Below are 13631 nucleotides of genomic sequence, written 5' to 3'. Positions count from 1 at the left end.
CATGGAAATCGACAGGCAAATCCAGGCTCTCAAGGACCGGCTTTCGTATACTCGGGATATTTTCGGTAATCGGGAGGACGATAACATCCGGCTGCTGACCGCCAAACTGAGCGAGCTGCTGGTCAAGGAGGAATCCCTGCCAGGAAGCGTTCTGGTTGAGGAAGTGGCCCGGCTGGAAGATTTCTTTGATTTTTCCGAGCGCAAGCTCGACCTTGAACTGACGCCAATGGACCGTGTTCGTATCGTTCGCCATCCGCAGCGTGTCTGCCTCAAGGACATTCTGGAGAATGTCTACGACAATTACACAGAGATCGGAGGGCAGGGCGAGTACAACATCGACCCCTCAATGCTCATTGCCAGGGCATACTTCACGAGGCGCGTGGGCGACAAGGTTCTCAACCAGATGGTCATGGTCATCGGCCAGGAAAAGGGGCACGGCGAGGCCTATCGCAACGGCGGTTCGGTCAAGCCGTGGGGCAACGCCAAGGCGCTGCATTACATGAAGGTGGCCGAGACCGAAAACATCCCGGTGCACACCTTCGTCTTCACGCCCGGGGCCTATCCGGTGGAAGACTGGCCCGGCGCGGCTCAGCAGATCGCGCGCAACCTCTACGAAATGGCAGGGCTGCGTGTTCCGGTCATCTCCGTTTTTTCGGAAGGGGGTTCCGGCGGCGCCGAGGCCGTGGGTTTGGGTGACCGGCGTATTATGCTCTCGCACGGCTATTATTCGGTCATCTCCCCCGAGGGGGCGGCGGCCATCGAAGGCGGCTTGCGTGGTGGGGATCGGGCCACGCCCGAACTCATTGAGAAGTGCGCCCGGCAGTTGGGGATCACGGCCGACGACAACCTGGCCAACGGCTATGTGGACAAGGTGCTGCGAGAGCCTCCTCTGGGTGCCCGTGCCTATCATTACGAATTTTTTCGGGAGCTCCGGCGTGAGCTGATCCAGGCCACCAACGAGGCGGTCAGCGAGGTCAAGTCCATGAAGCTGTATCGGGCCATGGTGGTCCGTGGGAGCAGGACGGACGACGCCGAGTCCATCTACATGCGTTGGAATCTGTCGCAATCGGCCCTGAACCGACTGGTCGAGCGCCGTCAGCGGAAGTTCCTGGCCATGAGTCGGCATGCCCGCCTCGACGGCACCGGCATAGCCAAGCGTGCCGTGACCGTCACCAAAGGAGCCGTGGACGCCACTCATTCCTTCTTGCGCTATGACTTGATTGGGAAGCCCAAGAAACGCCTGGACGCCATGTTCGAGGAGCTTGGAGCCGAGGCGCATCTGCTTCGCCACAAGGTGTTGATGCCTCTGAAGCGCGCACTGGACAAGTCGTTTCCCGGCGTCAACGGCAAGGAGACCAAGGCGGACGAGGCGGTCAGGGATAAGCTGACCCAACTCTCCAGCCCGGAGGAGGGAGCTTATCTGGTGGGCAACGGTTGGGCCTGGTCCAGTCCGCGCAGCCAGGAAGACCGAACCATTTCCTGTCCAAACGCGCGCATCCACCATTGTCCGGACCTCTGGGTGCCAGATCTTTTTGGTGATTTTGCCGGAGTTTGTCCCCACTGTGGCCATCATTTTCCCATGGAATACCGGTGGTATCTGGAGAATGTTTTCAACTACGCGGTGAGCCGGGAGTTCAATCGGGAGTTGGAGTCCATCAATCCCCTCGGTTACGAGCAGTTCGACGGCAAGTTGGACAAGGCCAAGGAGAAGACCGGCCTCAAGTCGGCATGCATTACTTTCGATTCTGTTATCGATGGCGTGGAAGCGGTGGTGGCTGTATTCTGTGCGCCGTTCCGGGGCGGCAGCGTGGGCGCTGCCGAGGGCGAGAAATTCATACGCGCCGCGGCTCGGGCCAAACGCAAGCGGCGGCCCTTTATCGCCTACGTGCACGGCACGGCGGGCATCCGTATCCAGGAAGGCGTCAACGGCGTCATTCAGATGCCTCGCTGCACCATAGCCGTACGCCGTTACATCGACGCAGGCGGGCTGTACCTTGTGCTCTACGATACCAACTCCTACGCCGGACCTGTCGCCAGCTTTCTCGGGTGTTCCCCGTATCAGTTCGCGGTGCAGTCCTCCAACATTGGGTTCGCGGGTCCCGGGGTCATCACCGAGACCACGGGCATGACCGTTGCACCGGATTACCATCGCTGCTATCACGCCCTTTCGCGAGGGCACATCCACGGCATCTGGGACCGCCGGGAGGTCAAAAAGAACCTCCATCAATCCCTCTTGACCATGGGTGGACGCAACCTATACTATCGCTAGCCCGGTTGTTTGAAACAACGCCGATGCGGGGATGCACTCCTGATCCGCATTGCCTCCGCTGAATTCAATCAAGGAATTAATAGTGCTGAATATCAAAGAGTTACTGGATAAGGTAAAAGCCTCTCCCTATCGTGAAATCGTGGTTCACGCGCCGCATACCGGCGTGGTGGAATTCGCGGGCCTGAAGAAGGGGGACACCGTACACGGCCGTGAAGGCGAGCACATGGAGAAGCCGGGCACCCTTCTGGCCAACCTGACCCGAGAGAAGAACAAGAAGCCTATCACCGCCCCGGAAAAGGGTGAGGTCGAGTCGGTTCGTACTGAACTGGAGGGCAAGTTCGTGGAGGCCGGAGAGCCGCTGGTCACCATAAAGCACTTTCTCACCCGCAAAGAGGTCATTGAGCTCATCCTTCAGGAGGCTCTGTACCTGTTCCGCGCTCCGGAGCGGGCCAAATACTATTTCGTTCCCGAAGTGGACCAGAAACTCAAGGTCTCCGGCAAGCGGTCCGTGAAAGTGACCGAGGGTATGGAGCTGCTCATCGTCTCGCGCATGAAGCGGGAAACCCCCTTGGCCTATACCGGCCCCGAGGGCATCATCTACTCCGTTTATTTCGGTCGCGGAGATAACGTGGACGAGGGCGAGCCCCTCATCGGCATTTGCCCCGAAGACCAATTGACCGTCATTCAGGACGTGGTCGCCCGCATCCAGAGCGAGTGGGACGAGGAATAAAGAACCCGGGTTTTCCGCTCGCACGGGTCATGGTTTCGCGGCCTTTCCCTTGCGTCCGCTGCACGGCCCTGTTAGGGATGGGGAAGTGAGGCGAAACCATGGGTAGACTGTTGCAGATTCGTGTTTCGGCGTGGACCTTCAGTGAAGACGAGGTCCGCAAGTCATGGCCTTCCTTGTGGAAATTGGCTTGGCAGGACAGCGACGCCATCCCTAAGAAAGGGGTGTTGGAGTTGGCCAAGGCCGTGTTTGACGCGGTGCGCGCCGGGTTGATCCCCAAGGACAAGGCTGACAAGCTCAGAGCTAAGGCCGATGAGGCCGAGGACTTGCGCTTCGAGATCGAGGGCGCCTTGGCCGCTCGCGACCCCAAGGGCGCCGACAGGCTGTCCTATCAATTGGAAGATCGTCTCGACGAGTTGGAAGATATCGCGGTAAATTTCTGATATCAATTTTCTTTTTTCAATAAGCCACGGAAGGAGTTTATATGGCTGGCAGCATGAACAAAGTGATCCTCATCGGGCGGGTCGGACAGGACCCCAAGGTCTCCTATACGAGTTCCGGACAGGCGGTCGCCAACTTTTCCGTCGCCACGGATGAGGGATACCGCGACCGGCAGACCGGCCAGAAAGTGGAGCGGACCGAGTGGCACCGCATCGTGGCTTGGCGGCAGCAGGCCGAGTTCGTCGGTAACTACATCGGCAAGGGCCGTCTGGTCTTGGTCGAAGGCAAGCTTCAAACCCGCAAGTGGCAGGGCCAGGATGGTCAGGACCGTTATACCACAGAGATTGTGGCCGATAATATCCAGGGGCTCGACCGCGTGCCGGATGGCCAGTACAATCAGGCCGGACAGCAGGGCGGCTACCAGCAGCAACAGCAGCAGGGTGGCTACCAGCAGCAGGGTGGTGGTTATCAGCAGCAACAGGGCGGCTACCAACAGTCTCCTCAGCAGAATCAGGGCCAGCCGCAGCAGCAGGAAGAGGACCTCGGTCCCGCCTTCCCGTCCGAAGCCAGCGGCATGGATGACGTGCCTTTCTAAGGTGCCGTTTTTTTACAGAGTGTCCAGGTAGGGGCGAATTTAGAGATTCGTTATCCCGGAACCGGGCAGAGCTAGGTAAGATTCAGAGGGTGGTATAACCACCCTCTTTTTTTTGTCCGGTCTCAGGGGGATGTTTTGTGGATGCTGTCGTCCTTTTGCCAGTCGATCTGTTTGGAAAAAGGGGAGTAAGTATGAATGGCCTCCCGGATGTCAAAAGGGAAAGTCCTCATTTGCATCGGGAGCCGGTTCAAGCTTTCGGAGGATAGGCTTTTCGGCGACTTTATGCACTGGATTACCATCCACGAAGATGGCCTTGAAGGGGCGGGTTGGGCATGCGTGTTCGCAGCCGCCGCAGCCTACGCAGATGGCTTCGGTCACTTCGGGAATGACGAGTTTGCGACCTGCTGCGTTCAGGTAGGGCACCATGTGTACGGCTTTGGTCGGACAGTGTTCGGAACAGGCTCCACAATTGGTGTTATCCGTGTACACCACACAGTTTTCCTTGAGGAAATGCGCTACGCCAACCTGGGTTATCTGCTTTTGCTCCTTGGCCAAGGGGAGGATTGCCCCGCTTGGACAGATATTCGAGCAGATGGTGCAATCGAAGTTGCAGTGGGCAGACTGGAGTGACATCTGCGGCTGCATCATTCCGGACAGGCCGTAGTCGAGGAATGAAGGGACCAGGACCCGTGAGGGGCAGGCGGATACGCACAGGTGGCATGCCGTGCACCGGGAGGTGAATTGCTCGATGCTTCGGGAGCCCGGCGGTGAAATCGGGCTGGTCCGTTTCTCCGGAACCGTAGTGGGGCGGCTTTGCTTGAAATCAGGGGGCGGTGCAGCGTTAACCTTGGTCGCCGCCATGCCCATGCTTCCGGCAGCGAGACCTATTAGGAATTTTCTTCGCCCCGAGCCTTCTTCGGCTGTCCTGGCGCCGAACTTGGGGGTGGGAGAGAGTTGCAGCGTATTGTTGGGGCAGGCGGTCAGGCAATTGTAACAACTCACGCATCGGCTGGCGTCCACCGTCTGTTTCTTGAAGTCGATGCAACTTGCCTTGCATGCCCGCTCGCATCGTCCGCATTCCCTGCATGCCTCGTGGTTGAAGCGGACGCGGAAGAGAGCGGCCTTGGAGAACAGGCCCAGCAGGGTGCCCACAGGACAAAGCGTGTTGCAATAGAGGCGCCCATGCCGCGCACTGAGCCACCCGGCCGTGAGGAGCATTGTCAGGGCCACACCGATGGAGACCGGGGCCAGGGCCGCCCACTGTACTCGATACAGAGCATGGGAGCCCATCTGTTCGAAGATGGGAACGGCCATATTATTGGCCGCGAGGAGCAGGGGGCGGACAAGGTTAGAAAGAACTCGCCCGAAGCTGCTGAAGGGGTCGAGCATGTTGAGCATCAGCCCGCTTCCCGTCAGGAACAGGAGAATGGTCAGTCCAAGGATTGCATAGCGAAGTTTGTTGTGCGGCTTGGTGTTGGCGTATTTATGTCGCTTGCCGCCTGCCATCCGGCTGATTGCGTCCTGCAAGATACCGAAAGGACAAACCGCAGAGCAGTATATCCGTCCGAAGAGGAGCGTGATTGCCAGTACCGCGAGAAATCCTGCCGCCCCGAACGTCGCCCCTTCCAGGAAATTGAGGAGTGACGGGACGAATTGCAGGAACAAGACGCTGTCCGCAAGCGTCTTGGCTCCCATCTCCCTGAAATCAAGGAAGAGGAGGGAGGTCAACACAAGGAAAGCAGCGGCAATCGCCACCCTTAGCGACTTGAGGTTGCGGAGGTGCATGTTATCCCAGTTTGATGCGGTTGATGGAAAGGTTCTTGAGATCCATACGTCCCAACCCCATCTCCGCAGCTATCTGGATATGCCTTACATCCGCAGGGTCTGCGCCATACAGTCTGGCAGCGGCCGCGTCCGCAGCCACGAAGTCAGTGGAAAGCACCTGGGCCTTCATGTTCACGACGTCGTTGACGGAAACCCCGCGTGGCCCGTTGCGTTTCATGACGTTGTAGGCGTCTACGATGGTCAGGTCCGGTTTGCGAAAGGAGGAGAAGTCCGCGATGCATTGGTGCAGATCATTCCGGTGCCAGTACCACCTGTCCCAGACCACACCCATGAGGTTTTTCATGCTGGCCGTGATCATTGAGGAGCTGTGGTCCTTCAGCACGGGCACGTTGAAGAACACGTCGGCGTCCAGTAACGCCTGATGCACCGAGGCGTTGGTCAGTCGCTTACCTTGGGGAATCGAGACTTTTCGATAGTACCCGTCGCTGTCAGCCGAGACCATTTTGCCGCCCGCATTTTCAACCGCCTGCTGGATGCCGCTGTTCAGATAGCACTGCCGCCAATTGTCGCAGGTGTGGTCGAAAACGATCACCTCTTTGGCTCCGGCGTCAAAACAGTGCTCCACGATGCGTCCCACCAGCTTGGGGTTGGTGTTGCCGCCCCTTTCCGGTGATACGTCCCAGCCTATGTTTGGTTTCACAACGACCCTGTTGCCAGGAGAGACAAAGGCCTGCATTCCCCCGTAGGCGCTGATGGCGCTGTCGAACATGGCATCGGGCTCGTCGCCCCGGACAGCGACCAGATCCCATTGAGGGGCGGTTTCGGCTGCGGATGCTGTGTCCCAGAACTGGCCGCTGCCACCGAAAGCCAGGGTCGACCCGGCAACGATAGTGGAGCTGATGGCCTTTTTCAGAAAGTCACGACGATCCATTATGGTACCTCCACAGTAAGAATGTAGGTTGCGGGCGACCATGCAGTCCTCAGGCTGCTCCGGTGACCACTTTGGTCTGCCCTGTCCGGTTCAGGTTTTTGATATCTCGTAACGGCGGCGCCCCGAACTGGCGTTTGTACTCCCGGCTGAATTGCGACGGGCTTTCGTAGCCGACCAGCATGGCCGCCGTAGTGGCGTCCTGGCTTTCCGACAGCATGAGTCGCCTGGCTTCATGCAACCGGAGCCATTTTTGGAATTGAAGCGGGCTCATGGCGGTGGTGGCTCGGAAATGGTGATGGAACGTGGACACGCTCATGCCGCTTTCCTTTGCCAGGCCTTCCACTTTAAGCTGTTTGGTGTAGTTTTCCTTCAGCCAGCCGATGGCGTGGGCGATCTGCTGGGCATGGCTTCCTCCCGTGGCGATCTGCCGGAGGCGGGGGCCGAGATCGCTCCTGAGGAGTCTGTACAGGATTTCCTTGTGTATCAGCGGTGACAGGATGGGAATGTCATCAGGGGTATCAGCCAGGCCAACCAGGCGTTGGAAGCTGTCAAGCAATGGCTCGGACACCTCGCAGATGGCCATGCCCCGTCCCGATTGCTTGTTGAGGGAGGCGGGAAGGTTGCTGTCCACCATGAGCTGGGCGAGCATCCTCAGGTCGAGCTTAAGGACCAGGCTGAGGAGCGGTTCTTCCTTGCTGGCCCTGGTTACATTGGCGATTACCGGCAGCCCGACAGAACTGATAAGCAGGTGATTTTCGTCATAGATGTACTCCTCGTCGCCTAGCTGAACCCGTTTTGCTCCTTGGGCGACCAGGCAGATACACGGCTCATAGATGGCGCTCATCGGGTCGGTTGGCGTCTCATATCTTACCAGCATTAACCCGGGGATACCGGGTTCAAAATGATCGTCCTTTTCGGTCAAACGGTAAATCTGTTTTGCCAGCGCCATGCGGGCGGAGTTGAGTTTGTCCATCTCGTTTTTGCTCATAGCGGGCTCTCCTTTCCTCTTTGCAGTAGCAGGCTTTGCGCTTTTGAAACAATAGGTGGTGCCCTTTTTTGGCCGATTGTGCAAAAATAAAGGAGGATTGGTCTATCAGACGTGATCGGGGTGACCCAATGCAAGAAAGGATGCCCATGGAGTTGTGGCTGTGGAGCGATCGCCTTTTAATGGGGATGAGTTATTATAACTATTTGAATATTATGAGTAAAGGTGTCAAAATTAGCCTTGAATAGGAGGATCTCAGCCCTTAGGCCATGAGGGATGTTCTTCCTTTTGGGCAAGGTGAAGCGGTTGCCGGTCTGATTTGGTTTTGCCGCTTCGGCAGCATCGGATTGGGCAAAGATTGGAGAGATCCGGTTATCTAATCCTCAGCGGAAGACCGCAAGCCGTATTGATTTGAGACGGAGGCGGTCTTGTGCGAGTTGCCGGAAGGAGCCGATGGGTCAGCCCCCTGGAAAGGCTATCTGGTGCGTTCGAAAAATTCTTCGATGTATTTGCTCATGATGCGGTCAATGGTTCCATCTTGCTGCATCTCAATGATTTTTTTGTCGAAATCAGGAAGGATGTCGGCATAGGGGCTGTCCTTGCGTATGAGCAGGTGAAACGGCATGCAATCCAGGACAGCGTTGGTGAAGATGATATCCTTGGAGACGCCGGCCTTTTTAATGTCGGGCCAGGCTGCCACAGGCCACTCTATGACGATGTCGCCGCGCCGGTTTGCCAGCATCGACCAGACATTGACCAGGTTCGGGGTCTCATGGGTCTTTATGCCTCGGGTGCGAATGTGCCGATCATTCCAACCGTTGCCGGAATAGGTGACTACCGAGAGGTTGGCTTTGACGATGTCGTCGATGTCCTTGATCGACTGTATTTGGCTCATTTTGGGATTGCCGGCATATGTGAAGACGGACAGCTTTTTCCTGTAGAACGGGGTGGAATGGGTTTTGGTATACGCAAGTCGCTCCGGAGTGGGGACTGTGACCATGCCGTCGGCTTCGCCGTTTTTTACGTGGTCCTGGCATCGAGCCCAGGGGAAGGTTCTCCACTCCGCGTTTATACCTGTCCTGGCGAGGCCCTCTGTCACTATTTCATAGAAAAATCCTTGCATCCGTCCACTTTCGTCACGGATGAAGAACGGCCAATATGTGGGATAGTCGATTCGGATATGCGGCTTTTCGGCATAGGACGCCGGGGCGAAAAGCAGCATGCAGAAGAGAAGCGCAAGCGAAGTGCGAAGGAGCTTATTTACCGGCATGAGGTAATTTAACATATGGCTATATTCAGTCAACACCTATGTTGTGGCTGTTGATTTTTCAGCCAAGGCGAGCTGACAACCAGCTTCAACCAGAGTTGAGGAAGGCCATATCAAAGGTTAGACGAGAGGGGGGTGCGGGTATAGCCCGGACAAAACAATATTGATTGTTGTCTCTATTATTCTGCTGCTTGAAGCTTGCCCGTATTAAATTGGCGGTTGCCGATGTCAGTTCCAGGATATCAGGCCGACTTCCTACGACCATATTTCGATTTGCTGGAGTAGAATGTGTTGTACACCAGCGTCAGAAAACAGGCGAAGACGGCTGAGCCGATGCCTATGCACACATTGTAAAAGGGAGGTGCGGTCAGAGCCAGTCGGATGAGCAGGGTCGCCAGTGCGAACCCCGAGTTGCGGAACACGGCGTGGAACTTGGGCAGGAACCGCTGTGCGATGAGCACCAGCATGATATCACTGAAGATCAGGACGGTATAGAAACTCTGAAAGAAGTGGAAAGGGTGCTGTCCGGAGAGGATGAGCAGGCAGTTCTTGACGCCCATGCCGATAAAAATGGCGAGCATGAACAGGGCTACCAGTTTTTTGGCGGCCACGAATTTGAACAGGGTGGGGCCACCGGCAATGGTTTCATCCAGCTTGTTGCGGAGCAGGGTGTAAACGCCGAGCAGGGCGAAGATGGCGATGGCGCCGCCGCCGTCTGAAAGAATGACCCACAGGCCCTGTTCGTGGCCCGTGATGGCAATGGGTTCCGGGAAGTCGGCCAGTCCCTTGAACGCGCTTCGGAGCAGGATCAAAGCCAGGATCTCAAACTGTTTGCCAACGGATTTGGAAATGGAGCAGGGTAGGGTGAAGATGAGGCTGACGACTTCCAGCACCAGCACCAGGGTGAAAGCCAGGTTGATGGCCATGTAGTGGCTGGTGGGAACAAGGTGCGCAACGCCGCCGGTCAGCCATCCCTGGCGTTTCATTTCGATAACAGCCAGGGCAAGGAGAAAGACGAAAATGAGGACACCCGCTACGGCGCGTTGGGTGCGGTCGTGTTCCCAGAAGTGGTGGAGTGGATCGAAGATATAGGTCGCGTATTTATATACTTGCATCATGGGCTGCATGGATCGTCCTCAAAGAATTGTGAATGGTTGCCCGGTGTTCCGGGCCATGAGGGGATCAATAGCAGACCGGAATCCGCTTGTAAATAGGAATGTTTCCTAATTATCGAAGAGCTAGTTTAAATCTCAAAGAGCATTTCGAGATCGTCGCGAGTCAGACTCTTGAGAGCAGACTGGCCGGGGATGATTGCTTCGGCCACGTCCTTTTTCTGTTCCTGCAACTTGAGGATGCGTTCTTCCACCGTGTTCTGGCAGATCATCTTGTAGGCGAAGACCTGGCGCTTTTGGCCGATGCGGTGCGTACGGTCCGTGGCCTGGTTTTCCACGGCCGGGTTCCACCACGGGTCGTAGTGGATGACGTAGTCCGCGCTGGTCAGGTTGAGGCCGGTACCGCCCGCCTTGAGAGAAATGAGGAAGATGGGGATGTCTTCGCTTTCGTTGAAGCGATCCACCTGCTCGAAGCGGTCCTTGGACGAGCCGTCAAGGTAGGCAAAGGGGATTTCCCTGATTTGCAGCCAGTTGCGGATGACGTGCAGCATGCGCACGAACTGGGAGAAGACCAGTACCTTGTGGCCCCCTTCGATGATATCCACCACGAGGTCCTTGAAGGCATCGAACTTGCCCGAGGGGAGGTTGGTGGATACGCCGGGCATATCGAGTTTGAGCAGGCGCGGGTGGCAGCAGATTTGCCGCAGCTTGAGCAGGGCGTCGAGGATGGACATCTGGGACTTGGCCATGCCCTTTTCCTCCACGTCCTTGAGCACCTGATCCTTGAGTTTCATGGCCAGGGCGTTGTAGAGGTCGCGCTGTTCCTCCACCAGTTCGCAGTAGTGGGTGGTCTCGATCTTGGGCGGCAGGTCCTTGGCCACCTCGGACTTGGTACGCCTGAGGATGAACGGTTTGACCCTTGTCCGCAGGTAGTCCAGCGTCTCTTCGTCGCCGTCCTTGATGGGTTTGACGATGCCGCGCTGGAAGGAGTGCTGGGATCCCAGGAAACCCGGCATGAGAAATTCGAAAAGGGACCAGAGCTCGAACAGGTTGTTTTCGATGGGCGTGCCCGAGAGACAGACGCGCAGACCGGCCTCAAGTTTGCGCACGGAGCGGGCCGTGATGGTGTTCGGATTCTTGATGTTCTGGGCTTCGTCCAGAATGACGCTGGCGTAGTCGTATTTGAGAAGCTCTTCCAGGTCACGGCGCAGCAGGGCGTAGGTTGTGATGACCAGGTGGGAGTCCTTGATGTGCTTGAACAGGTCCTCGCGTTTGGCGCCGTAGATGGTCAGCCGCTTGAGACCGGGCACGAACTTTTCGGCCTCACGCTCCCAGTTGGGCAGGACCGAGGTGGGGACGATGATCAGGTTGGGACCGTCCACTCCCTTGTCCACCAGGGACTGGATGTAGGAGAGGGTCTGGATGGTCTTGCCAAGGCCCATTTCATCAGCAAGGATGCCGCCGAAGCCATACTCCCGCAGGAAGTTGAGGTAGCTGAGGCCCTGCACCTGATAGGGGCGCAGAGTGGCCTTGAGCTCCTTGGGCTGATCGACGATCTTGATCTCTTCGAAGTTGTTGATCTTTTCCTTGAGCTTGACGAAAAATTCATCGGTCTGGGCCTGAGGCAGGTCTTCCAGAATCTTTTCGAGGACCGGGGCTTCATACTGGTTGAACTGCTGCTTGGGCGCCTTTTCCGGGTCGAAGCCGAGGGCCTTGAGCTTGTGTCCGAGCTTCTTGAGCCAGGCTTCGGGCAGACTGGTATAGGAGCCGTCCTTGAGCTGAACGTACCGCTTGCCTTTGGTCCATGCTTCCCAGATGACCTCGATGGGTACGCGTTGATCGTCGTACTCCACGGAGAGTTCGAGGTTGAACCACTTGTCTTCCTCGTCCGTCTCCACTTCGGCCACCACCTGGGGCTGGGTCGTGCGCACCTTGTAGCGGGTCAGGTTCTGCTCGCCGTAGACGCGGTAGGCCTCCACCAACTGGGGGTAGTAGTCGAGCAGGAAATTGATGGCCTCCTCCTGCTCCATGAACCAGATGTGATTGCTTCTGGCCTGGAAATTCATGTCCTGCAGCTCGGCCATGAGCTGGGCTTCCTCGTCCTGGGCGCGCCTGATGAGGTAGGACTTGCCGCCCTCGTGGTAGCTGCCCGTCTGGAGGTCCGGGTTGGGACCGGGCATGATGAACTCGCCGTGCTCGTTGTCGTAAATATTCTGGACCTTGAGCACCAGCAACGAGCCTTCCTCGTCCAGGTACAGCTTGGGATTGTAGTCGGCCTTCTGGAATATGGGGCCGACCCGCTCCAGGAAGTCCTCCTGGCCCCAGAGGTCGGAGACCGGAATCTTGGTCCAGACGCGGTCCAGGAACTCGGAGACGTCGGCGTGGGGCACGATGGGGTTCTGCTCCACCATGGACTGGACCAGCTTGGGGTCCAGGCCGGTCTGCACCGGATAGAAAGAATTCTTGTAATAGACCCACAGCGGTAGCCGTCCATAGAAGTAGATCTCCTCCTCTCCTGTGATGGAGAAGGGCATCTTGTCCTCGCGGGCGAGCAGGATGTCGAAATTCAGGCCGTCCTCGCTCAGGGCGGGGGAGAGCTTGAGCTGCATGGTCTTGGACTCGATGGTCACGGGCTGGTCGCCTTCGCGCAGGTAGAGATAATATTCGCCCTTGACCGCGCGGAAGAACCAGGAGTGCAGGCCTGCGGGGATCTCAACCTTGTGGCCCCAGTAGTCGAGATAGTGGCCGATCTGTTCCGCCACGCCGGGCAGGGCGGGCGAGGTGTCGCACCAATCGGGGTTCTCAACGATCTGGGCCAGGGTGACCTCGTTCTGGACCTGGGAAATGCCGGATTTGTTTTGCCGTGCACGGAAAAAGGCTACCTGCAGCCGGCCCAGTTCAGGGTAGATGCGATAGATCAGGTAGTGGCGGCCCGCCTCCGGTTCCAGTTCTGTAGCGAAGAAGGGGCGGAAGGTCTGCTTCCAGTCCGTGCGTGGCAAGGGGGCTTCTTCGCCGGAGTCGGAATCCATGGAGTTGAGCATCTTGATGGCCGTGGCGGCCACGTGGCGGCAGACGCCGGAAAAGGAATCCGGACAGTTGCAATAGAAATTGATGGACTGCTCGCCAAGGTTGATGCCGATCTCGGACGTGTAGTTCTGGAAGTCCTCGCCCTGGACCTGGCCATCAATGTCCCAGTACTGGTCCCGCTTCTTGAGGTCCAGCTTGGTGACGCCGTCCGAGGATACCACCATATTGGCCATCTCCAGAATGTATTCCGGGATGGAGTCCTTGATGAAATCCTGCAGGATGGACTTGACTATCTGTTCTTCACCGCTACTCATGCATTCGACTCTTTGGCTCAACGTCACATTAGGGACATTACCCTCTACCCTTATCCATCGTGTTCGGCAAGACTGCGAAAATATGTTTCGCCGGGGCCGTCCGCTTGGCTTTTCGTCACCATTGGTTCATAGTGCTGGAACGTGATCGATGCTCTCATGATTATATGATTCAACCCCC

At 57.3% G+C, this 13631-nt stretch carries 10 protein-coding genes; 4 read left to right on the top strand and 6 right to left on the bottom strand.

Going from position 1 to position 13631, the window contains the following annotated elements; genetic code table 11:
- The first annotated feature begins 1 nt into the window (after position 1).
- From GM415_RS15775 to GM415_RS15760, 4 genes are all read left to right on the top strand, one after another.
- The gene (locus GM415_RS15775) at positions 2-2269 is read left to right on the top strand and encodes an acetyl-CoA carboxylase carboxyl transferase subunit alpha/beta (RefSeq protein ID WP_158949871.1); all 2268 of its coding nucleotides are present in this window, start codon (positions 2-4) and stop codon (positions 2267-2269) included.
- An 82-nt stretch (positions 2270-2351) separates the two neighbouring features.
- Entirely contained in the window at positions 2352-2999 is a 648-nt protein-coding gene (locus GM415_RS15770; RefSeq protein WP_158949869.1) for a biotin/lipoyl attachment domain-containing protein, read from the top strand.
- 98 nt (positions 3000-3097) lie between these two features.
- Positions 3098-3439 (top strand): hypothetical protein, encoded by a 342-nt coding sequence (locus GM415_RS15765; RefSeq protein ID WP_158949867.1) that lies wholly within the window; start codon positions 3098-3100, stop codon positions 3437-3439.
- A gap of 41 nt (positions 3440-3480) precedes the next feature.
- Positions 3481-4032, top strand: a complete 552-nt coding sequence (locus GM415_RS15760; protein ID WP_158949865.1) for a single-stranded DNA-binding protein — start codon at positions 3481-3483, stop codon at positions 4030-4032.
- 210 nt (positions 4033-4242) lie between these two features.
- On the opposite strand, the gene GM415_RS15755 is transcribed toward GM415_RS15760, so the two are convergent.
- From GM415_RS15755 to GM415_RS15730, 6 genes are all read right to left on the bottom strand, one after another.
- Positions 4243-5817 (bottom strand): 4Fe-4S binding protein, encoded by a 1575-nt coding sequence (locus tag GM415_RS15755; RefSeq protein WP_158949863.1) that lies wholly within the window; start codon positions 5815-5817, stop codon positions 4243-4245.
- Position 5818: 1 nt separating this feature from the next.
- Positions 5819-6748: a DUF362 domain-containing protein gene (locus tag GM415_RS15750; RefSeq protein ID WP_158949861.1), complete on the bottom strand. Its 930-nt coding sequence runs from the start codon at positions 6746-6748 to the stop codon at positions 5819-5821.
- A gap of 49 nt (positions 6749-6797) precedes the next feature.
- Positions 6798-7736 (bottom strand): AraC family transcriptional regulator, encoded by a 939-nt coding sequence (locus tag GM415_RS15745; RefSeq protein WP_158949859.1) that lies wholly within the window; start codon positions 7734-7736, stop codon positions 6798-6800.
- A gap of 472 nt (positions 7737-8208) precedes the next feature.
- On the bottom strand, positions 8209-8955 hold the full coding sequence (locus GM415_RS15740; protein WP_277872941.1) for a substrate-binding periplasmic protein: 747 nt from the start codon (positions 8953-8955) through the stop codon (positions 8209-8211).
- Positions 8956-9242: 287 nt separating this feature from the next.
- A complete protein-coding gene (locus GM415_RS15735; RefSeq protein WP_158949855.1) occupies positions 9243-10127 on the bottom strand; it encodes a hypothetical protein in 885 nt (294 codons plus the stop codon).
- 116 nt (positions 10128-10243) lie between these two features.
- On the bottom strand, positions 10244-13453 hold the full coding sequence (locus GM415_RS15730) for a DEAD/DEAH box helicase (protein WP_158949853.1): 3210 nt from the start codon (positions 13451-13453) through the stop codon (positions 10244-10246).
- Positions 13454-13631 lie beyond the last annotated feature (178 nt).

The sequence above is a fragment of the Pseudodesulfovibrio cashew genome (assembly GCF_009762795.1).
GTDB classification, from domain to species: Bacteria; Desulfobacterota; Desulfovibrionia; order Desulfovibrionales; family Desulfovibrionaceae; genus Pseudodesulfovibrio; species Pseudodesulfovibrio cashew.
The sequence above is the reverse complement of the archived record's forward strand: the minus strand, read 5'-3'. Positions and strand labels throughout refer to the sequence as shown.

What these genes read in the sequence shown, in the direction of transcription:
- GM415_RS15775 (WP_158949871.1), top strand. Translation starts at nt 2, where the DNA reads ATGGAAATCGACAGGCAAATCCAGGCTCTCAAGGACCGGCTTTCGTAT.
- GM415_RS15765 (WP_158949867.1), top strand. Translation starts at nt 3,098, where the DNA reads ATGGGTAGACTGTTGCAGATTCGTGTTTCGGCGTGGACCTTCAGTGAA.
- GM415_RS15760 (WP_158949865.1), top strand. Translation starts at nt 3,481, where the DNA reads ATGGCTGGCAGCATGAACAAAGTGATCCTCATCGGGCGGGTCGGACAG.
- GM415_RS15755 (WP_158949863.1), bottom strand. Translation starts at nt 5,817, where the DNA reads ATGCACCTCCGCAACCTCAAGTCGCTAAGGGTGGCGATTGCCGCTGCT.
- GM415_RS15750 (WP_158949861.1), bottom strand. Translation starts at nt 6,748, where the DNA reads ATGGATCGTCGTGACTTTCTGAAAAAGGCCATCAGCTCCACTATCGTT.
- GM415_RS15745 (WP_158949859.1), bottom strand. Translation starts at nt 7,736, where the DNA reads ATGAGCAAAAACGAGATGGACAAACTCAACTCCGCCCGCATGGCGCTG.
- GM415_RS15740 (WP_277872941.1), bottom strand. Translation starts at nt 8,955, where the DNA reads ATGCTGCTTTTCGCCCCGGCGTCCTATGCCGAAAAGCCGCATATCCGA.
- GM415_RS15735 (WP_158949855.1), bottom strand. Translation starts at nt 10,127, where the DNA reads ATGCAGCCCATGATGCAAGTATATAAATACGCGACCTATATCTTCGAT.
- GM415_RS15730 (WP_158949853.1), bottom strand. Translation starts at nt 13,453, where the DNA reads ATGAGTAGCGGTGAAGAACAGATAGTCAAGTCCATCCTGCAGGATTTC.